At 64.6% G+C, this 18,393-nt stretch carries 17 protein-coding genes and 1 other RNA gene; 6 read left to right on the forward strand and 12 right to left on the reverse strand.

The window, feature by feature from the left end; translation table 11 throughout:
* Positions 1 to 103: 103 nt before the first annotated feature.
* The 5 genes from hisC to gyrA all read right to left on the reverse strand — a co-directional run bounded on the left by hisC (position 104) and on the right by gyrA (position 7,237).
* Positions 104 to 1,219 carry a histidinol-phosphate transaminase gene (gene hisC, locus AC3FOF_RS10895; protein ID WP_488726596.1) on the reverse strand — a complete coding sequence of 372 codons (1,116 nt, stop codon included), beginning with the start codon at positions 1,217 to 1,219 and terminating at the stop codon, positions 104 to 106.
* Between the two features lie 117 nt (positions 1,220 to 1,336).
* Positions 1,337 to 2,476 (reverse strand): prephenate dehydratase, encoded by a 1,140-nt coding sequence (pheA, locus tag AC3FOF_RS10900; protein ID WP_035817268.1) that lies wholly within the window; start codon positions 2,474 to 2,476, stop codon positions 1,337 to 1,339.
* 141 nt (positions 2,477 to 2,617) lie between these two features.
* On the reverse strand, positions 2,618 to 3,778 hold the full coding sequence (gene serC / locus AC3FOF_RS10905; protein ID WP_488726597.1) for a 3-phosphoserine/phosphohydroxythreonine transaminase: 1,161 nt from the start codon (positions 3,776 to 3,778) through the stop codon (positions 2,618 to 2,620).
* A 120-nt stretch (positions 3,779 to 3,898) separates the two neighbouring features.
* The gene (locus AC3FOF_RS10910) at positions 3,899 to 4,462 is read right to left on the reverse strand and encodes a DUF2059 domain-containing protein (protein ID WP_017230571.1); all 564 of its coding nucleotides are present in this window, start codon (positions 4,460 to 4,462) and stop codon (positions 3,899 to 3,901) included.
* A gap of 81 nt (positions 4,463 to 4,543) precedes the next feature.
* Positions 4,544 to 7,237: a DNA gyrase subunit A gene (gene gyrA / locus AC3FOF_RS10915; protein WP_017230570.1), complete on the reverse strand. Its 2,694-nt coding sequence runs from the start codon at positions 7,235 to 7,237 to the stop codon at positions 4,544 to 4,546.
* A gap of 457 nt (positions 7,238 to 7,694) precedes the next feature.
* Here gyrA and ompA point away from each other — a divergent pair, with 457 nt between their 5' ends.
* From ompA to AC3FOF_RS10940, 5 genes are all read left to right on the forward strand, one after another.
* Positions 7,695 to 8,357, forward strand: a complete 663-nt coding sequence (gene ompA, locus AC3FOF_RS10920) for an outer membrane protein OmpA (protein ID WP_017230569.1) — start codon at positions 7,695 to 7,697, stop codon at positions 8,355 to 8,357.
* A 110-nt stretch (positions 8,358 to 8,467) separates the two neighbouring features.
* On the forward strand, positions 8,468 to 9,217 hold the full coding sequence (gene ubiG, locus AC3FOF_RS10925) for a bifunctional 2-polyprenyl-6-hydroxyphenol methylase/3-demethylubiquinol 3-O-methyltransferase UbiG (RefSeq protein ID WP_488726598.1): 750 nt from the start codon (positions 8,468 to 8,470) through the stop codon (positions 9,215 to 9,217).
* Between the two features lie 2 nt (positions 9,218 to 9,219).
* A complete protein-coding gene (gene gph / locus AC3FOF_RS10930; protein WP_488726599.1) occupies positions 9,220 to 9,924 on the forward strand; it encodes a phosphoglycolate phosphatase in 705 nt (234 codons plus the stop codon).
* A 54-nt stretch (positions 9,925 to 9,978) separates the two neighbouring features.
* Positions 9,979 to 10,337: a transfer-messenger RNA gene (gene ssrA, locus AC3FOF_RS10935) on the forward strand.
* Positions 10,338 to 10,698: 361 nt separating this feature from the next.
* Positions 10,699 to 10,899 carry a hypothetical protein gene (locus tag AC3FOF_RS10940; protein WP_276267691.1) on the forward strand — a complete coding sequence of 67 codons (201 nt, stop codon included), beginning with the start codon at positions 10,699 to 10,701 and terminating at the stop codon, positions 10,897 to 10,899.
* A 223-nt stretch (positions 10,900 to 11,122) separates the two neighbouring features.
* Here the strand turns inward: AC3FOF_RS10940 and AC3FOF_RS10945 are convergent, their stop codons facing one another.
* Genes AC3FOF_RS10945 through AC3FOF_RS10970 form a run of 6 tightly spaced genes read right to left on the reverse strand, consistent with a single transcriptional unit; the run spans position 11,123 to position 16,505 of the window.
* Positions 11,123 to 12,556, reverse strand: coding sequence for an efflux transporter outer membrane subunit (locus AC3FOF_RS10945; protein ID WP_488726600.1), 1,434 nt, complete (start codon positions 12,554 to 12,556; stop codon positions 11,123 to 11,125).
* 10 nt (positions 12,557 to 12,566) lie between these two features.
* The gene (locus tag AC3FOF_RS10950; RefSeq protein WP_276267690.1) at positions 12,567 to 13,508 is read right to left on the reverse strand and encodes an HlyD family secretion protein; all 942 of its coding nucleotides are present in this window, start codon (positions 13,506 to 13,508) and stop codon (positions 12,567 to 12,569) included.
* Positions 13,501 to 14,232 (reverse strand): ABC transporter ATP-binding protein, encoded by a 732-nt coding sequence (locus AC3FOF_RS10955; protein WP_017230314.1) that lies wholly within the window; start codon positions 14,230 to 14,232, stop codon positions 13,501 to 13,503. The genes AC3FOF_RS10950 and AC3FOF_RS10955 overlap by 8 nt, the downstream gene beginning before the upstream one ends.
* A 10-nt stretch (positions 14,233 to 14,242) precedes the next feature.
* On the reverse strand, positions 14,243 to 15,367 hold the full coding sequence (locus AC3FOF_RS10960; RefSeq protein WP_488726601.1) for an ABC transporter permease: 1,125 nt from the start codon (positions 15,365 to 15,367) through the stop codon (positions 14,243 to 14,245).
* 7 nt (positions 15,368 to 15,374) lie between these two features.
* Positions 15,375 to 15,860, reverse strand: a complete 486-nt coding sequence (locus AC3FOF_RS10965; RefSeq protein ID WP_488726602.1) for a hypothetical protein — start codon at positions 15,858 to 15,860, stop codon at positions 15,375 to 15,377.
* A gap of 51 nt (positions 15,861 to 15,911) precedes the next feature.
* On the reverse strand, positions 15,912 to 16,505 hold the full coding sequence (locus AC3FOF_RS10970; RefSeq protein ID WP_017230317.1) for a TetR/AcrR family transcriptional regulator: 594 nt from the start codon (positions 16,503 to 16,505) through the stop codon (positions 15,912 to 15,914).
* Positions 16,506 to 17,010: 505 nt separating this feature from the next.
* Here AC3FOF_RS10970 and AC3FOF_RS10975 point away from each other — a divergent pair.
* Positions 17,011 to 17,883: a hypothetical protein gene (locus AC3FOF_RS10975; RefSeq protein WP_488726603.1), complete on the forward strand. Its 873-nt coding sequence runs from the start codon at positions 17,011 to 17,013 to the stop codon at positions 17,881 to 17,883.
* A gap of 36 nt (positions 17,884 to 17,919) precedes the next feature.
* On the opposite strand, the gene AC3FOF_RS10980 is transcribed toward AC3FOF_RS10975, so the two are convergent.
* On the reverse strand, positions 17,920 to 18,393 hold the full coding sequence (locus AC3FOF_RS10980; protein ID WP_017230319.1) for a cyanophycin metabolism-associated DUF1854 family protein: 474 nt from the start codon (positions 18,391 to 18,393) through the stop codon (positions 17,920 to 17,922).

Here is an 18,393-nt window from a genome sequence, read left to right on the forward strand (position 1 = left end):
ACGCTGCCAGGCAAGGAGGTTCGGGAATCCGGCATTGTATCGTCTCCGCCGGATGCCAGCGCCGCATTTACCGCGCCGCTACCCGGCAAAGGCGGGCAAGCCCTTACCTGAGGGCCTTCTCCAGCGCGGCAATGAAGGCAGCATTTTCTTCCGGCAGGCCAATGGTCACGCGCAGCCATTGCGGCAGATTGTAGTTCCCCACCGGACGCACGATCACGCCCTGCTTGAGCAGCGCCAGGTTGACCCGCGCGCCGGCGCCGTCATCATGGCCCACGCGCACCAGCACGAAATTACCCGACGACGGCACGTACTGCAGGCCGAGCCGGTCGAACGCCGCCACCAGTTGCGCCTTGCCGGCACGGTTCAGCTCGGCGCTGCGCCGCAGGAAGGCGGTGTCGCCCAGGGCCGCGACCGCCGCCGCCTGCGCCAGGCTGTTGACGTTGAAAGGCTGGCGGACACGGTTGAGCAGATCAGTCAGCTCCGGCTGGGCCACCGCGTAGCCTACCCGCAGGCCGGCCAGGCCATAAGCCTTGGAGAAAGTGCGCGAGACCAGCAGGTTGGGATGCTTGCGGACCCACGCCACCGAATCGTATTGCTGCGTATCGTCCAGGTATTCGTTATAGGCCTCGTCCAGCACCACCACGACATCGGCCGGCACCTTGGCCAGGAAGGCTTCGATGGCGGCGGCCGGCAGGAAGGTACCGGTCGGGTTGTTCGGGTTGGCGATAAAGACCAGGCGCGTCTCCGGCGCGATGGCGGCAGCCATGGCGTCGAGGTCATGGCCGTAGTCGCGCGCCTTGACCTCGATGGCGCGGGCGCCGACTTCCTGCGTGGCAAGCGCATACACTGCGAAGGCATGCTCGGCGTAGACAATCGATTCGCCCGGCTCGACCAGCGCATGCGCCGCCATTTCCAGGATGTCGTTGCTGCCGTTACCCAGCGTGAGCCAGTCGGCCGGCACATCGAAGCGGGCTGACAGCGCGGCCTTCAGTTCAAAGCCATTGGCATCGGGGTAGCGGCCGATATCGGCCACGGCGGCGGCAATGGCCGTGCGCGCGGATTCCGGCATGCCGAGCGGATTCTCGTTCGAGGCCAGCTTGACGATCCTGGATTCGTCCAGGCCGAACTCGCGCGCCACTTCGGAAATCGGCTTGCCCGCCACGTACGGAGAGATCGCCCGTACATACTCGGGGCCGAAGTGCTTGCCCTGCTCTGCCATATTGTCTCCTTGCTGATCGCTCTTATCGTTCTGATCGTTCCGATCGTTCCTGCGCGGATCGCGATTTCCGCTTCGCCGATCCTTGCCCGCGCGCGGCGGCGCGGCGGGCGCACGGTATTACTTGCTGGACGGGTACGAGCCCAGCACCTTGAAATAAGCCGCATTGCGGCGCAATTCCTCCAGCGCCCGCGCCACCGGCGCATCGTGCTGATGGCCTTCCACGTCGACATAGAAGTAATACTCCCACGCCCCGCTGCGCGCCGGACGCGACTCGAAGCGGCACATCGACACGCCGTTGTCGGCCAGCGGCGCCAGCAACTGGTAGACCGCGCCGGCCTTGTTGGGCACCGACAGGATCATCGAGGTCTGGTCGCTGCCCGAGGGTTCGGTCTCGTAGCGGCCGATCACCGCGAAGCGCGTGCGGTTGTGCGGGTCGTCCTGGATATGCGTGCGCACCAGATGCAGGTGATAGCGGTTGGCCGCCGACTCGCCGGCGATGGCGGCCACGGTGGGATCCTCGCTGGCCATGCGCGCCGCTTCCGCATTGCTCGACACCGCCTGGCGCTCCAGGTGCGGATAGTTCGCCGTGAGCCAGTGCTGGCATTGCGCCAGCGCCTGCGCATGCGCCCGCACCACGGTCACGCCGTTCATGTCGGGCGACGACGCCATCAGGTTGTGATGCACCTTCAGTGCGATCTCGCCGCTGATCTTGAGCGAGGTCTGCAGGAACAGGTCCAGCGTGCGCGACACCGCGCCCTCGGTGGAATTCTCCACCGGCACCACGCCGTATTCCACGGTACCGGCTTCCACCGCGCGGAACACCTCGTCGATGCTAGGGCACGGCACGCTGCTCACTTCGTGGCCGAAATGCGCGTAAAGGGCCTGCTCGGTGAACGTGCCCGCGGGACCGAGGAAGGCCACCTCGAGCGGTTTTTCCAGGCCGCGGCAGGCCGACATCACCTCACGCCAGATTGCTGCGACGCTATCGTCGAGCAACGGACCGGGATTGGCGCCCTGCACCTTGCGAATCACCTGCAGCTCGCGTTCGGGACGGAACACCGGCGCGCCGTATTTCTTCTTGACCTCGCCGACGTCGAGGGCAAGCTGCGCGCGGCGGTTCAGCATCGACAGCAGTTCGCGGTCCAGCTTATCGATCTGCTCGCGCAGGGGCGTGAGCTCCACGCCCAGCGCCTTCTCGTCAGCGCCGTTGTCCTGCTGCGCCTCCTCCTGCGCGATGTGCTTGTCTTGATTTGTCATTATCTGAATCCGCTTCGCCACTTCGCAATGCATTGCGAAATGGCCCTGGAAAAAACCGGTTGGCGCAACGGCTGCGTCATCCGCACGGGCACCTGGCACCCGCTCCGGCATCGCCGCGCGATGCCATGGCGGGCGCGGGAATCAAGCCGAGGTGCGTTCGAATTCGCGCATGAACTCGACCAGGGCGGCGACACCCTCGAGCGGCATGGCGTTGTAAAGGCTGGCGCGCATGCCGCCGACCGACTTGTGGCCCTTGAGCTGCACCAGGCCATGGGCGCGCGCGCCGGCCAGGAAGGCATCGTTGCGCGATTCGTCGGCCAGGATGAACGGCACGTTCATGCGCGAGCGGCAGCTCGGATCGATTTCGTTGCGGTAGAACGCGCTCTGGTCGATGAACTCGTACAGGGCGTGCGCCTTGGCGATATTGCGCTGCTCGATGGCGGCCACGCCACCCTGCGCCTTGAGCCACTTGAAGACCAGCCCCGCAACATAGATGGCGTAGGTCGGCGGCGTGTTGTACATCGAGTCGTGCTCGGCCACCAGGCGCCAGTTGAAGGCGGAGGGGCAAAGCGGATGCGCATGGCCCAGCAGGTCCTCGCGCACGATGACGATGGTCACGCCGGCCGGGCCGATGTTCTTCTGCGCGCCGCCGTAGGCAACCTGGACACGCGACCAGTCGACCGGGCGCGACAGGATATGGCTGGAGACGTCGGCCACCACCACCGGACCGCCGTCGCGATGCTGGCCGATGTCGGGTACGTCCTGGAACTCGACACCGACGATGGTCTCGTTGGTGCACAGGTGCACATAGTCGGCATCGTCCGACAGTTTCCAGTCGGCGACATCCGGAATGCGCGCGAACTTCTGCGCGAGGCTGGAGGCGGCGATATTGACCTCGCCGTAGCGGCGCGCCTCCTGCTCCGACTTCACCGACCAGGTGCCGGTCACGACGAAGTCCGCCTTGGCACGATCCGGATTCACGCGGCGCATCAGGTTCAGCGGCACGATGCCGTTTTCGCCAATGGCCCCACCCTGCAGGAACAGGATGCGGAAGTTCTTCGGCACATGCAGCAGTTCGCGCAGGTTCGCCAGCGCTTCGGCGTGGATGCCCTCGAACTCCCGGCTGCGGTGGCTCATCTCCATCACCGAGACCCCGGTGCCCTGCCACGACAACATCTCCTCGGCTGCCTGCAGCAGCACTTCGGTCGGCAGGGCCGCCGGACCGGGCGAGAAGTTATAGACACGCTCGGCCACGGCGCGCTGCATCATGGCGGCAAGTGCTGGATTCTGGGGTTCGTTCATGGACTGGGACTGGAAAGGAAAATGGCTGCCGGTTTTACCCAAGCAGCCATTATCCCTCAAACCCGCGCCGGATTGGGGAGACCGGGACAACGCCCGGGCCCCGGCCGGCTTGCCGGCGAATTACTTCGACGCGGCGGCGATTTCCTTCTCGGCGGCGTCACGCATCGACTTGCCAACCTGCGGGCCGTATTTCTGCATCATCGAGCCCCAGATTTCCTGTGTGGCCTTGCCCTGGTTGGCCATGAACTTCTGGCCGGTGGCCGACTTCAGGAAGGTGGTCAGGTCCTTGATTTCCTGGACGCTGTAGTACTTGCCGAAGGCGTCATAGTGCGCCTTCATGGCGTCGGACTTGAAGCCGTCGGTGGTAAAGGCCTGACCCGCGCCGTCCACCATGCGCTGCACCGCGCCGTTCTTCTTGAGCTTGTCGACGGCAGCCTGCTTCTGCTTGTCGTTGAGCGTCTTGTTCTCGACCAGTACCTGCTCCAGGACCATCGGCGCTTCCTGCTTGGCGCCGGCCTGCCAGTTCTCGGCCTGGCCCTTGACGGCCTGATCGGCCTGCATCACGGTCAGGAGTTCCTTGATGGCGGCGGTCTTGTCGGCATCCTGGGCGTGCGCCGCGTTGGCCAGCATCATGGCCGGTACGAAGGCAGCCAGAACAGCGATACGTCGATAGGTTTTGAGCATTGTGACTCCCTTGTAAATATGTTCGTTTTAGTCCGATAGCCGGCAATCGAGTTCCAGCTATCGGATCAATGTTGCAACAACTTACGAATTTGATCCCGTGTCGGGCGTGCCGGCTTCGGTGCCGTCCTGCGCACCCGCCTGCTCGTCCTCGCCAGCCGCGTCGGCCCCGTCGGGTTCGTCGCCCGCCACACCATTGTCGGCATCGCTTTCGACAATCCGCTGCAGGCCGGACAGCTTGGTGCCTTCGTCCACATTGATCAGGGTCACGCCTTGCGTGGCGCGGCCCATTTCGCGGATTTCGGACACCCGTGTACGGATCAGCACGCCGCCGGTCGTGATCAGCATGATCTCGTCTTCCGGCGACACCAGCGCCGCGGCCACCACACGGCCGTTGCGCTCGCTCGTCTGGATCGCAATCATGCCCTTGGTACCACGGCCGTGTCGAGTGTACTCGGCGATGGGGGTACGCTTGCCATAGCCGTTCTCGGTGGCGGTCAGCACGCTGCCGACCGCGCCTGCCTGCTCGCTGGTCTCGGCGGGCGCCACCAGCATGGCGATCACGGTCTGGCTTTCTTCGAGGTTCATGCCGCGCACGCCACGCGCCTGGCGGCCCATCGGGCGCACGTCGTTTTCATCGAAGCGCACCGCCTTGCCGGAATCCGAGAACAGCATCACGTCATGCTGGCCATCGGTGACGGCGGCGCCGATCAGGTAGTCACCCTCGTCGAGATCGACGGCGATGATGCCGGCCTTGCGCGGGTTGGAGAACTCGGTCAGCGCCGTCTTCTTCACGGTGCCGCGCGCGGTACCCATGAAGATGAAATGCTCGGCATCGAACTGGCGCACCGGCAGAATGACGTTGATCTTCTCGCCATCGGACAGCGGGAACATGTTGACGATCGGCCGGCCCCGCGAGTTGCGCGACCCCTGCGGCACCTCGTACACCTTCAGCCAATACAGCCGGCCGCGGTTCGAGAAGCACAGGATGTAGTCGTGCGTGTTGGCGACGAACAAGGTGTCGATCCAGTCGTCTTCCTTGGTGGCCGTGGCCAGCTTGCCACGCCCGCCGCGCTTCTGCGCCCGGTACTCGGAGATCGGCTGGCTCTTCATATAGCCGCTGTGCGACAGCGTGACCACCATGTCCTGCGGCGTGATCAGGTCCTCGGTATCGAGTTCGGTCGCATTGAGCTCGATATGCGAACGGCGCAGGTCGCCGAATTCGGCGCGGATGGCGGTCAGTTCTTCGGTGATGATGGTACTGATACGCTCCGGCCGCGCCAGGATGTCGAGCAGGTCGGAGATCACCGCCATCACGTCGCGGTATTCCTGGACGATCTTGTCCTGCTCCAGCCCGGTCAAGCGCTGCAGGCGCATCTGCAGGATTTCCTGGGCCTGCGAATCGGACAGGCGGTACAGCCCGTCGCCCTGCATGCCGAAGATGGCCGGCAGGCCGTCGGGGCGGTAGGAAGCGCGCCCGCCCGGCGTGTCGCCCTCGGCGCGCGCCAGCATCTCCCGCACCAGGCTGGAATCCCAGGCCTTCGCCATCAGCCCTTGCTTGGCGATGGGCGGGGTCGGGGCGGCCTTGATGATGGCGATGAACTCGTCGATATTGGCCAGCGCCACGGCCAGGCCTTCCAGCACGTGGCCGCGTTCGCGCGCCTTGCGCAGCTCGAACACGGTGCGCCGGGTGACCACTTCGCGCCGGTGCGACAGGAAGCACTCCAGCATCTGGCGCAGGTTCAGCAGGCGCGGCTGGCCGTCGACCAGGGCCACCATGTTCATGCCGAAGGTGTCCTGCAGCTGGGTGTGCTTGTAGAGATTGTTCAGCACCACCTCAGGCACTTCGTTGCGCTTGAGCTCGATCACCACGCGCATGCCGGACTTGTCGGACTCGTCGCGGATATCGGAAATACCCTCGACCTTTTTGTCCGTCACCAGCTCGGCGATCCGCTCGAGCAGGGTGCGCTTGTTGACCTGGTAGGGCAGCTCGTCGACGATGATCGCCTGGCGCTGGCCACGGTCGATATCCTCGAAGTGCGTCTTGGCGCGCATGACTACGCGGCCGCGGCCGGTGCGGTAGCCTTCGCGCACGCCCTGGATGCCATAGATGATGCCGGCGGTCGGGAAATCCGGCGCCGGAATCAGTTCGATCAGCTCATCCACCGTGGCTTGCGGATTGCGCAGCAGGTGCAGGCAGCCGTCGACCACTTCGTTGAGGTTGTGCGGCGGGATATTGGTGGCCATACCCACCGCGATACCCGACGAACCATTAATCAGCAGATTGGGGATGCGCGCCGGCAGAATCAGCGGCTCATTCTCGGAGCCGTCATAATTCGGCCCGAAATCGACGGTTTCCTTGTCGATATCGAGCAGCATCTCGTGGGCAATCTTGGACAGGCGGATTTCGGTATAACGCATGGCAGCTGCGTTATCCCCGTCCACCGAACCGAAGTTGCCCTGGCCATCGACCAGCATGTAGCGCAGCGAGAAATTCTGCGCCATGCGGACGATCGTATCGTATACAGCAGTGTCGCCGTGGGGGTGATACTTACCGATCACATCCCCCACGATACGCGCCGATTTCTTGTACGGCCGGTTCCAGTCGTTGTTAAGCTCATGCATCGCATAGAGCACACGCCGGTGTACCGGCTTCAGGCCATCCCGCACATCGGGAAGCGCCCGCCCCACGATCACGCTCATCGCGTAATCAAGATAGGAGCGGCGCATTTCCTCTTCGAGGGAGACCGGAAGGGTTTCTTTGGCGAATTGATCCATTGCGGCGTGGGTTATGCGGCGAATTTAAACAGGAGGCGCCCCGGTGAATCGCCATTCGCCAAGTGGCGTCCGACTATAGGGCAACGTTGCATTCTAACATGCGCGGCAGCCCTCCCCCGCGGCCGCGGCCACCCCCTCCAAAGGGCCTCCGGCAGCGTCCCGAATCGCCCTCGGAGGCGCGCGCAAAAATCCTGCAACCTCGGCCAGACAAGGGTTTGCGGGCATCGCAAGAGCCATGTTGCACAAACACCACAGGCCTAAAACCCATTGATGGAATCGAATATATTTACTTCTTAGGAAACGACCCTTGTGGCACAATTCCCCAGCGAAGAGCCAGACATTGTTCGAAGTGGAGCATACACCGCATCGAGAATGTTATACTCCGAAGAATGTATGACTTGTTTCCGTCCATTTGCTCGCAGTAACCCTGCGGTGATCTCATCCTGAGAGGAGAAATATGAAAAAATTTGCCAAGCTCGCGCTCGTTGCAGCTACCGCAGTAATGGCTGCATCCGCTCAAGCCCAGTCCGTCCCCTACGAAAAGAAGGCTGTGAACGATAACTGGGGCAACGGTACGAGCGAGTACGTGTGGAAGAATGGCACGAACGAGCTCTGCTGGCGCGACAGCTCGTGGACCCCGGCCACCGCCAACGCCCAGTGCGACGGCGCCCTGGCTCCGGCGTCCGCTCCGGTGGCAGCGCAACCGCAACCCCAGGTTGCTCCCCCGGTTGTTTCGACCGAAAAGGTCACTTTCGCTGCAGACACCCTGTTCGATTTCGACAAGGCCGTGCTGAAGCCGGAAGGCAAGTCCAAGCTGGACGACCTGAGCTCCAAGCTGTCCAGCATCACCCTGGAAGTGATTATCGCCGTTGGTCACACCGACTCGTTCGGCTCGGACAAGTACAACGATCGCCTGTCGATCCGTCGTGCCGAAGCCGTCAAGGCCTATCTGGTGAGCAAGGGCGTGGAAGCCAACCGTGTGTACACGGAAGGCAAGGGCAAGCGCCAGCTGAAGGTTGACCCGAAGTCGTGCAAGGGCGCCCACAAGGCACAGATCGCCTGCCAGCAGCCGAACCGCCGCGTGGAAGTCGAAGTGGTCGGCACCCGCAACGCACGTTAATCGGATCCTTTCCGATGAAAGAAAGCCCAGCGCGAGCTGGGCTTTTTTTTTGATACAGTTGCTGCAACCCCTCCGCTTCCGCGCCGCCGCCCGGCGGCCTGCCTATACCGATGACGCAGACCTTCCCCCCTATTCACCCCACCGTTGAAACGACCTTCGTCGGCAAGAACGCCGACGCTCGCGAGATCGACAAATTCAGCGAGCTGGCCCACCGCTGGTGGGATCCGGAAAGCGAGTTCAAGCCACTGCACGAGCTCAACCCCCTGCGGCTGGGATGGATCGACGGCATTGCCGGCCTGCAAGGCAAGGAGGTGGTCGATATCGGCTGCGGCGGCGGCATCCTGGCGGAAAGCATGGCGCGTACCGGCGCCACCGTGCGCGGCATCGACCTGTCCACCAAGGCCTTGCGGGTGGCCGACCTGCACAGCCTGGAATCCGGCGTCTCCGTCACCTACGAGGAAATCGCCGCCGAGGTGCTGGCGGCGCGCATGCCGTCCAGCTTCGATGTAGTGACCTGCATGGAAATGCTGGAGCATGTCCCCGACCCGCAATCCATCGTCCGCGCCTGCGCCACGCTGGTACGGCCGGGCGGCAAGGTATTCTTCTCCACCATCAACCGCAATCTCAAAGCCTATCTGCTGGCCGTGGTGGGTGCCGAATACGTGCTCAAGATGCTGCCTCGCGGCACCCATGACTACGACAAATTCATCACGCCGTCCGAACTCGCGCGCTATGCGCGCAACGCCGGGCTCGAACTGATCGAAATGCGCGGCATGAGCTACAACCCGCTGACCCAGGTCTATTCGCTGGGCCGGGATACCGATGTGAACTACCTGATGGCATTTCGCCGGACAGCCTGAACATGCGAAGCTTCGACGCAGTCTTCTTTGACCTGGACGGCACCCTTGCCGACACGGCCCCGGACCTGGCGGCGGCGGCCAACCGGCTTGTCATCGAGCACGGGCGCCCGCCGGTGGCGTATGAAAAGCTCCGCCCGGTCGCGTCGCACGGCGCGCGCGGCCTGATTGGCGCCGCCTTCGGCAAGAGCCCGTCCGACCCCGAGTTTCCCGCCCTGCGCGACACCTTCCTCGCCTACTACGAGGCGGATATCGCCGTGCATACGCGTCTGTTCGATGGCATGGCCGAGGTGCTGGATGCGCTGGAAACCGCCGGCATCCGCTGGGGCATCGTCACCAACAAGGTCACCCGCTTCACCGCGCCGCTGGTCGCGGCTATTGGCCTCGCGCCGCGCGCCGCCGCCGTGGTCAGCGGCGACACGACGGCGCACGCCAAGCCCCACCCCGCCCCGCTGCTGCACGCCGCGGACGTCAGCGGCGTGCAGCCCGGCCGATGCGTCTATGTGGGCGACGACCTGCGCGACATCCAGGCCGGCAAGGCCGCCGGCATGCTCACCATCACCGCGGCCTATGGCTACTGCGGCGACGGCGAGCCGCCAGAGGCCTGGGGCGCTGACTACCTCGTGCGCCACCCGAGCGAACTGATCGCGCTGCTGACGCCCGCCGGGCAGCACTGGCAGCGCGGGACAGAAGAAGCCGCCAACACTTGAGGCCGCCAACGGAGTACAATCTGTCTTCTTGACACTGTTCACGCAGTTCACAGAGGGGCCGACCTGGTTTCGACGTGGGTTACAAAGCAGTGGAGGGCATACCGAGGACCCGTCACCTCGTTAATCAATGGGAATGCAATAACTGCTAACGACGAACGTTACGCACTGGCCGCTTAATTGCGGCCGTCCTCGCACTGGCTCGCTGGCGGGCTAGAGTCGCAAGACTACGCGAGGTCATATACGCCAGATAAGCCCTGAGTGAGTCACGAACCCAGGGACGAAAATCTAGTGACTCGCCGTTGTAGAGCGTGTTCGTCCGCGATGCACCGGTTAAATCAAATGACAGAACTAAGTATGTAGAACTCTCTGTGGAGGGCTTGCGGACGCGGGTTCGATTCCCGCCGGCTCCACCAACATTAGGTCTTGGATAATCCCGGGACCTCCCAAACCCCCGATGGCGCAACGCCTCGGGGGTTTTTCTTTTCCGGGGTCGCCTATAATTGGCCGCCATAATCAACCTGGCGCCCGATCCCATCCGCTCGAAAAAACGGAGCGCGCCAAAAAATCGCGGAAAAAGGGGCGGCACAATCCCAAGCGTATCCGCATGCCCAAATCATCACCCGCAGCGGACACCTCCTGTAACCCGGCGTAATTAAATGTATCAAGCATTGAGACGTCGAGCGTCCTGGGAAAAAGTAAACTGATTTCCTGCTGGCACAACCAGTGCCTGCTGCCGTGCAGCACTTATGCAAATCCCCCTCCCAGGAGACGACGATGCTAAGCCCTCACGAAATTGCCGCGTTGATGCTGATCGAGAATGCCCAGCACCACCATGAACTGAACCCCGCCGATCTCAATGCCTTGCTTGACCGCCGGCTCGTCTGGCTGGAGCCTCAGCCTCAAGTCCATGACCGGCGGCTGCACCTTACCAACCACGGCCGCCACGTTCTCGACGCTATTGCCGGAAAGCATTGACCTCCACCCGGCCCCGGCCACGCCGCCACCGTGCCCTGATGCTGCACACTGCCCGGGGTGATCCGCATCGCTGATCCGGGATGCAGCGAAACGGGCGTTTCAAAAAGCAGGTGCGACCTGTTGTTGCCCGTCCACTATCCCCAGGTGCACACCGGCACCTTGCCATGAAGCCGGCACTGGCCCGTGGCCTGCGGCTGGTCCAGCCGATGCCATTGCTCAAAGCTCAAAGCCCGAGCGCCCTGTGCGCCGATGCCCAGCAGAGCAGGAGTTCATACTGGCGCTCCGAGAGTTCCCGGCTTGACTCCGCCATTGCCATTTCCGCCCGCAACACCGTGTCCCGCCGGCTTGCCCCTGCCGCCAGCGCTGCCTGCGCCGCCGCGTGGTCGGCCTTGCGCCGCGCAAGGCCGGTTGCCGCGATCTCACGCCTGACCTTGGCTGTGACTATCTCACCAAGCGTCGCGTCGACCTCTCCCAGCGCCGCCAGCACCGTCTTGCGATAAGCTGCCTCCTGCTCTTCGCCGGCAGCCGCGGCGCGCGCGGCTTCCGCCCGCAGGCCGCCGCCGTCGAACAAAGGCGCGTTCACCGCGGCAGCGAGTGCCCAGCCAAGCGCATCTCCCGTGAGCCACCTGCGCAGAGACTCGCTGAGGAATCCGGTGGTGCCGGTGAGGGAGAGCGAGGGGTAGCGGTCGCGCCGCGCGCGCTCCGCCGCCGCGTTGCCGGCGAGCACGCGATGCCACGCCGCATCGATGTCCGGGCGATTGGCGACGACCGAAGCGGGCAGGCCCGCGCGCAGCGATCCGGAGATCTTCAGGCTGGTGAAGTAGCGCTCCTGCGCAGCCAGCTCCAATTGCGACGGTGCCCTGCCCATCAGCACTGCCAACCGTGACAGGGCTTCATGACGCCGCCCCTCCACCTCGGCCAGCAAGCGCTCGCGCTCCGCCACCAGATCCGCAGTCCGCCGCAGTTCAGCGGCCGACACCAGGCCGGCTTCCTTCCTCGACGCTTCCGCAGCCAGCAGTTGCCGGGCCAGACCCAATTCGTTCCGGATATCCGGGCGCAGTGCGTCAGCCATACGTATGTCCGCATAGGCGCGTACGACATCGTGGATCAGCCACTGCCGCACTGCGAGCCGATCGGCCCGCGTTGCATCCGTATTGCGCTGTGCTTCGTGCTCTGCGAGCGCAAGGCGGCCGAACAGATCCATGTCGTAACTGGCGGAAACCTGCGCGCTGAAGCTGGAACTGCGATAAGGAGGCACGCTGAAGCGGCCCCCCTCGCCATCCCGGAACGCCGATGCCTGCACGCGCCCGCGTTCCGCACCAACGCCGGCTTGCGCACGCGGCATCCGTCTTGCTCGTGCCATGTCCTGCAAGGCGCGCGCTTGCGCGACCCGCGCAGCGGCCGCGCGCAGGTCCGGGCTATCCTCCAGTGCGGCGCCGATCAAACCGTCCAGGACCGGATCGTCAAGCGCGGCCCACCAGTTGGATGGCACAGCCATGTCGTCTGCGCCGGGTAAACCGGCAGCCTGCGCCGCAAAGCTGGACCATCGCTGCGCCGGCGGCTCCGGGCGCGGCGAGCTTGCGGGCACCGACGCGCAGGCCGTCAACAAGGACGAAAGTACCAGCATGGCCATGGGGATCGTGGCGAAGCGAGGCATCAGGCTCCCCTCACTTCGCAAGAAAGCGCACTACCACGCGCTGGCCAATCAGCAAGTCTTGCGCATCCAGCGCAACGACCACTTCCACCACCCGGTTGTCCTGCTTCTCGGCGGGGTCGTCGCCAGCGCTGCGCTGCCCGACGATACGGCCTACGCGCAGCACCTTGCCGGACCATCGCCGGGCGGGATCCGCATCCAGGATGATTTGCGCGGCGCCGCCAGCCTTGATGCCCGGGAGGTACTGCTCCTCCAATTCGGCGCGCACGATACGCGCGCCATCCGGCGCGAAGAGAAACAGCGGCGTGACATTGAGCGTGCTGACGCCGTTGCCCGGCCGGGCCTGCCGCTGGATGATCTGGCCATCCAGCGGCGCCGTGACCCTGCGCTCTTCCACTTCGCGCTCGGCGATGGCATGCCTGGCCTGGGCCGTGGCGAAGGCGGCGTCAGCGGCAAGCAAGGCCACCGTGGCAAAGGCATGCCGGTCGCTGGCCAGATCGAGGTCCTGCCGCGCAACGGTGTCGTCTTCGGCGAGCGGCTGCAGCCGCTTGCGCTCGCGTGCGGCTGCAGCGAGTTCGATGCGCGCCTTGCTTCGTTCCTGCTCGGCCTGGCGAACTTCGGCGCGCGCCAGTGCAAGACCGCGCAAGGCGACCTCCGCATCCAGCGTCGCCAGCAGCTGGCCGGCTCGCACCCGGTCACCTTCCTCGACCATGACGCGAGAGATCACGCCGTCGCGCCTGGCGGCCAGGCGTACCAGCCCACCCGCGATGTCGACGCGTCCCTTCGCGCTGGCGAGAACATCCGCAGGGGCGCCCGACTGGAGGGGCGTTCGCGTCTCGGCCCCAGGGCCCACGCGGCCGCATGCGCCCAGCCACAGCGCGGCGGCCACAAGCCAGCAAGCCTTGCCTCGGGCAGAGCCGCCACGGGGCAGCTTCGTCGATCCTGTCTTAAGCACGACGCCGCTCCTGCTCGGCCGGAGCTTCCCCGGTCTGCTCGCGATCGCGAATGACAACACCGTCCTCGAGCTCGATCACCCGGTCGGCATGGCCCAGAAGCCTGGGATCATGGGTCACGCCCAGCACGGTCGCACCGTGCTCGATGGCAATCCGTTTCAGCAGGTCGATCACGATTCCTCCATTGATCTTGTCCAGAGCCGACGTGGGCTCGTCGGCAAAAATCAGTTTCGGGTTCTTGACCAGCGCCCTGGCGATGGCCACCCGCTGCTTCTCTCCACCCGAAAGCTCGGCCGGCCGCAGATGGCAGCGATGGGCCAGTCCGACCTCCTCGAGCACATGCCGCGCCTGCATCATGGCCGCGGCGCCGCGCTTGCCGAGGTACTGCAAGGGCAGCAGTACGTTCTCCAGCGCGGTAAGCGCGCCGAACAGATTGAAGCCCTGGAAGATAAAGCCGCAGTTCTCGAGCCGGAAGCGATCCAGCGCGGCTTCGCCGAGCGTCCACAACTCGGTGTCCAGCGCCAGAACCTGCCCGCTATCCGGCCTGAGCAGGCCGGACATCATCGACAGCATCGTGCTCTTGCCCGAACCGGATGGCCCGATGATCAGGGTCAGCGTGGCAGGGTAGATATCCAGGCTGCTGTCCTTGATCACCTGCTGCGTGATCTTGCCGACTGTGAAAGCCTTGGCGATGCCGCGGCTGACGATCGACGGTCTGGTATTCATGGATTCCACCTCAACGCAGCAGTGCCGCAGGATCGGCGCGGCCCAAGGGCCTGAGCGCCAGCAAACCGGAAACCATCGAGATCGCAAGCAGCAGCACGCAAGCGCCTGCCAGCATCCACGCGGGAAACCGCATTGCGATCCGCAAGGTGTCGCCGAGCCATGCGATGGCGAGCGTGAGGAGCCCCGTCACGATCAGGCCGCTGACCCCGACCCAGAGCGACTGTTCGACCACGATGGCGCGCAGCGATTTACGCGACACGCCGAGCGCACGCAGCGCGGCAAACTCCTTGATCGAAGCCAGGATGGCTCCCGAGAGCGTCTGGCTGGTGATCACCATGCCCACCACCAGCGCGAGCAGCGATGCAAACCCCGAGCCGATTCCCGAACCCGACTCGAGCAGCCAGTAGGCCTGCGACTGCACGGATAGCGCAGGCGCCGTCCAGACGCTGTAGCGCGGAAAACGCGCTTTGTCCGCAATCTCGGCACTGACCGCCAGCGGGTCGAATCCCGGCTTGAGGCGAACCAGGTAAAAGGCAATCTGATCGGCGATATCCGGAGCGAGGTAGCGCGCCGTCGCGAAGGACGCCAGCACATTGACCCCGCCCACCGTTCGTATGCCCTCGATCACGCCAGCGATACGCGCGCGCCGGCCATTGATCTCCACCATGGTGCCAACCCGGGCCCCCAGCTTGCGCATGTCCGCAGCGTCGATGAGGATCGCGTTGGGCTCGCGCAGCAACGCGCGCTCGTCCTGCGTGAGCAGCCCCGAAAAAACAAGCCCGGCACGGGAAACGTCCATGGCATGGAGCAGCACCGAAACCGGTACCCCGTCCGCGCGCCGGAGGTCACCGTATGCGGTGGTATAACCCTCGACCCTGTCGACGCCCGGATGGGACCACGCCAGCGCATCGCTGCCCCGGACCAGCGCACGCCCCAGATCGACGCTTTGCGTATTGCGGAAACCGATCCAGAGATCCGCGCCGGACCGGTCGACCACCACCGCGACCGAGCCGAACAAACCTAGCAACAACGCCAGTTGCACAACGATCAGCAATCCCGCGAAGGTAATCGCGAGCACGGCGGCCAGGTAGCGCCGCCATTCATGAGCCAGCGTGGCGCGCGCGAGGGAGATCATATTCGCCTCACTCGCAGCGGCGCACCGGCGCGATGCGGCGAACCAGCGTGTAGCGCTCGGCCACCAGTCCCAGCGGGCCCCGCACCTCCATCAGCGCCCTGTGCGCCGACTCCAGTCTGATGTCTACCGGATAGCGGCTCGCGCCCTTTTCGTCGAGGAGGGTGTCGGGGTCGGCGATCCAGCCGGTCAGCCGGGAAGCGCCGCTTGCCGCCTTGCGCGGAACCAGTCCGACAATCAAGTCCGCGCCGCAGAGCGTCTCCCGCCGCTGCACGCCCGGGCGATCAGCCCGCCGGGGCAATTGCACGATCGTGCCGCAGGCATTCTCCGACATGTCCGGACACGAGCTGAAGTCGATGACGGTGCCATCGTCCATGAAGGTCCATTGCCCCGCCATGCCCGCTGGCCATGCCTGACCGGCGCAGATGGCGAACAGAGCCGCAATAATAAACGGAGTAATCCGTCCAATTTCAATACAAGCTGGAGGAATTGGCATGGGAGGTGAATTTTTCTGGATCCGGTGCCCGCGGGCGTTGATTGCGTCGAATCAGGCGAAGATGAAGGTCCGGCAGAAGTCAGCCAGCGCCCGGGCGGTAGCCGGCATATCGATGTCGACTCCCGTGTCGCGGTCGAAGTCGAGGCCCGAGAACATGGCCAGGATGAGATTGGCCGCACCGACGGGATCCAGCGCGGCACGCACCCAGCCTTCACGCTGCCCGAGTTCCAGTTCCGCGACGAGCGTCTCGCGCAAACCGCGATCAAAGGCCAGCACCTTCTGGCGCCATTCCGGATCGCGCTGCAATTCCAGCCAGCTGTCCGCGCCAAGGTTGTACCCGGACGGCGCCAGGGTCGCCGCCAGGCCGGCCGCATCCACCTGGCTCAGCCATTCCAGCCCTTCCCTGCTGGCCAGCTGCCGAATCTCGCCCTGGTAGCGCGCGAACTCGCGGGCAACGATCTCCATGATCATTTCGTGCTTGCTGGCAAAGTGCCGGAACACGGTGCCGGCGCTCAGTCCCGCCTCGACGCAGATGTCCTCGGTTCGGGCGGAGTGAAACCCTTTTGTCTTGAAGGTGCGTGCCGCTGCCTGGAGGATCCCGTCCCGGCGCTGCGCGTGCAGCTGTTCGTCCTTCGTTCTGGCCATGGCGTCTAATAAACGGATTAGTCCGTCGCATTATATGCACAACGGATGTCCTGTCAACTACGATGCGATGGCCCCGTCCGGAAGGCGCGAGTGCGAATGCGCCGCCAAATTTGGATTGCCATGGCCAAATTAGGAGCTGTCTGATTCACATAATTGAAAAGGGCCGGCATCATTACGTCAGGCCCCTTCGTGGCGGCCTTGCCGGTCGGGGGCTCACCCTCCCCCTCCGGCGTTGCCCTCAAGCGCCCGCCAACTCCTGTGCGGGCGTCTTTTTTGCCGGAAGCGCCAAGGAACCATCTGCGTGGACTGCCCAAGAAAGCCGCAGTCGCAATGCACCCCCACTTATTCCCGCTGGCAATAGGCCCCCTCGATACACCCAGCCCCGGAGAAGTGGCGTCATGCTCATGTGACCAGCCAATAATTTGTAATCATCTGTTACAGTCCGTCATTTTTCCTGCAATTGAATGGTGGCGCCCGGAGCGCCCAGGCTGACGGAAACGGACAGATGAAGAGACTCATTGGAGCAGCAAGCATCGCACTTGCCGTGGCGGGGTGCGGTGGATCGGGAGAGAACGACGGCGGGCTCAGCGTGGTACGGAACCCGCCCGCCACTACCACGACGACGCCCACCGCGCCGACGACGCCCGTTACCCCGGACCCTGCCGTGCCGGCCGCGCCAGCCACCAATGCGCTGGGCACCGGCTTCTATATCGGCAGTACGCCCGCCAACGAGCGGCTCAACGTGCTGGTCCTCGACGAGAACGTCTACTACGTCTTCTACTCGTCCCCCGGCACGCCGGACGCACCGGCCGGCGTGGTCACCGGCAACTACAGTTCCGGCAGCGGCAAGCTCACCACCAACAGCAACGGCAAGGACTTCAATCTTGAAGGCGCGGGCTACAGCCTGGCCGCGGCAGACCTCAATGTGTCCTATGTGCCGAGCACCTCGATGTCCGGCTGGCTGACCTACCGCAACGGCAAGACCGTGCCGCTCAGCAGCAACTACAGCACCGACTACAACTACATCGCCAGCGCCAGCGGCCTGAAGGGCGATTACGCGGGCAACGCGGTGACGCTCGACACCAGTGCGCTGCGGTCGAACGGGGTGGTGGTGCACATCGATGCCACCGGCAAGATCACGACCGACGCGGGAACGGGCTGCGGCTTTACAGGCACCGCCACGCCACGCCGCCAGGGCAAGGTCTATGACGTGACCATCACGACCGGCGGCGCGCCTTGCCTCTACACGTACACCGTGATGAGCGGCATTGCTTATTATGACCCGACCACCACGCACAGCCTGCCCACCCCCGGCCAGCTTTACCTGTTCGCCATGCGCCCGGACCGGCAGGTGGGCATGCTCTTCACCGGCAGGTGATGTGCGGCCCGCCGTGCCCGGAGCAGGCGCGGCGACTCAAAGAAAGCGGTCGAGCAGCTTGCGGCTGGCCTTGTCGAGGCCCGGCAGGTTGCGCACCAGGTAGTGAATGCCGTGGCTGTCCGAGATCAGCAGCGTGGAACCGGCCAGGCGGCGGATGTCTTCCTCTCCGCGCAGCACCAGGGAAGTGATGCCGCGATCGGTCTCCACCTCCCAGGTACTGGGGGTGGCGAAGGTCGATACCGAGCGGATGCGCCGGATCTCCGGCATGAACTCGCGGCTGGCGAGTTCGGCTTCGATGGCCTCGCGCAAGGCTGCGGGCAGCTGGTCCAGCCGCGGCAGCCAGGCCAGTTCACGGCCATCGGCGCTGATCATGCCGATACCATCGTCGGGCGCTGCGATAGGGAACGCGCGTACGGGCACCACGCCCTCGTGGACGAGGCCGTCCGCGGTGGTCATCACGAGCCGCCCGAGGGCATTGCGGTGAAGCTTGAAATTGGCTGCTTGCTGCAT

Source organism: Cupriavidus sp. 96C5-1, assembly GCF_057798855.1.

Coding starts and splice junctions, on each gene's coding strand:
- AC3FOF_RS10960 (WP_488726601.1), bottom strand. CDS start 15,367: ATGATCTCCCTCGCGCGCGCCACGCTGGCTCATGAATGGCGGCGCTAC.
- gph (WP_488726599.1), top strand. CDS start 9,220: ATGCGAAGCTTCGACGCAGTCTTCTTTGACCTGGACGGCACCCTTGCC.
- AC3FOF_RS10945 (WP_488726600.1), bottom strand. CDS start 12,556: ATGCCTCGCTTCGCCACGATCCCCATGGCCATGCTGGTACTTTCGTCC.
- AC3FOF_RS10940 (WP_276267691.1), top strand. CDS start 10,699: ATGCTAAGCCCTCACGAAATTGCCGCGTTGATGCTGATCGAGAATGCC.
- AC3FOF_RS10975 (WP_488726603.1), top strand. CDS start 17,011: ATGAAGAGACTCATTGGAGCAGCAAGCATCGCACTTGCCGTGGCGGGG.
- AC3FOF_RS10970 (WP_017230317.1), bottom strand. CDS start 16,505: ATGGCCAGAACGAAGGACGAACAGCTGCACGCGCAGCGCCGGGACGGG.
- AC3FOF_RS10955 (WP_017230314.1), bottom strand. CDS start 14,232: ATGAATACCAGACCGTCGATCGTCAGCCGCGGCATCGCCAAGGCTTTC.
- AC3FOF_RS10980 (WP_017230319.1), bottom strand. CDS start 18,393: ATGCAGCAAGCAGCCAATTTCAAGCTTCACCGCAATGCCCTCGGGCGG.
- ubiG (WP_488726598.1), top strand. CDS start 8,468: ATGACGCAGACCTTCCCCCCTATTCACCCCACCGTTGAAACGACCTTC.
- AC3FOF_RS10965 (WP_488726602.1), bottom strand. CDS start 15,860: ATGCCAATTCCTCCAGCTTGTATTGAAATTGGACGGATTACTCCGTTT.
- hisC (WP_488726596.1), bottom strand. CDS start 1,219: ATGGCAGAGCAGGGCAAGCACTTCGGCCCCGAGTATGTACGGGCGATC.
- pheA (WP_035817268.1), bottom strand. CDS start 2,476: ATGACAAATCAAGACAAGCACATCGCGCAGGAGGAGGCGCAGCAGGAC.
- AC3FOF_RS10910 (WP_017230571.1), bottom strand. CDS start 4,462: ATGCTCAAAACCTATCGACGTATCGCTGTTCTGGCTGCCTTCGTACCG.
- ompA (WP_017230569.1), top strand. CDS start 7,695: ATGAAAAAATTTGCCAAGCTCGCGCTCGTTGCAGCTACCGCAGTAATG.
- gyrA (WP_017230570.1), bottom strand. CDS start 7,237: ATGGATCAATTCGCCAAAGAAACCCTTCCGGTCTCCCTCGAAGAGGAA.
- serC (WP_488726597.1), bottom strand. CDS start 3,778: ATGAACGAACCCCAGAATCCAGCACTTGCCGCCATGATGCAGCGCGCC.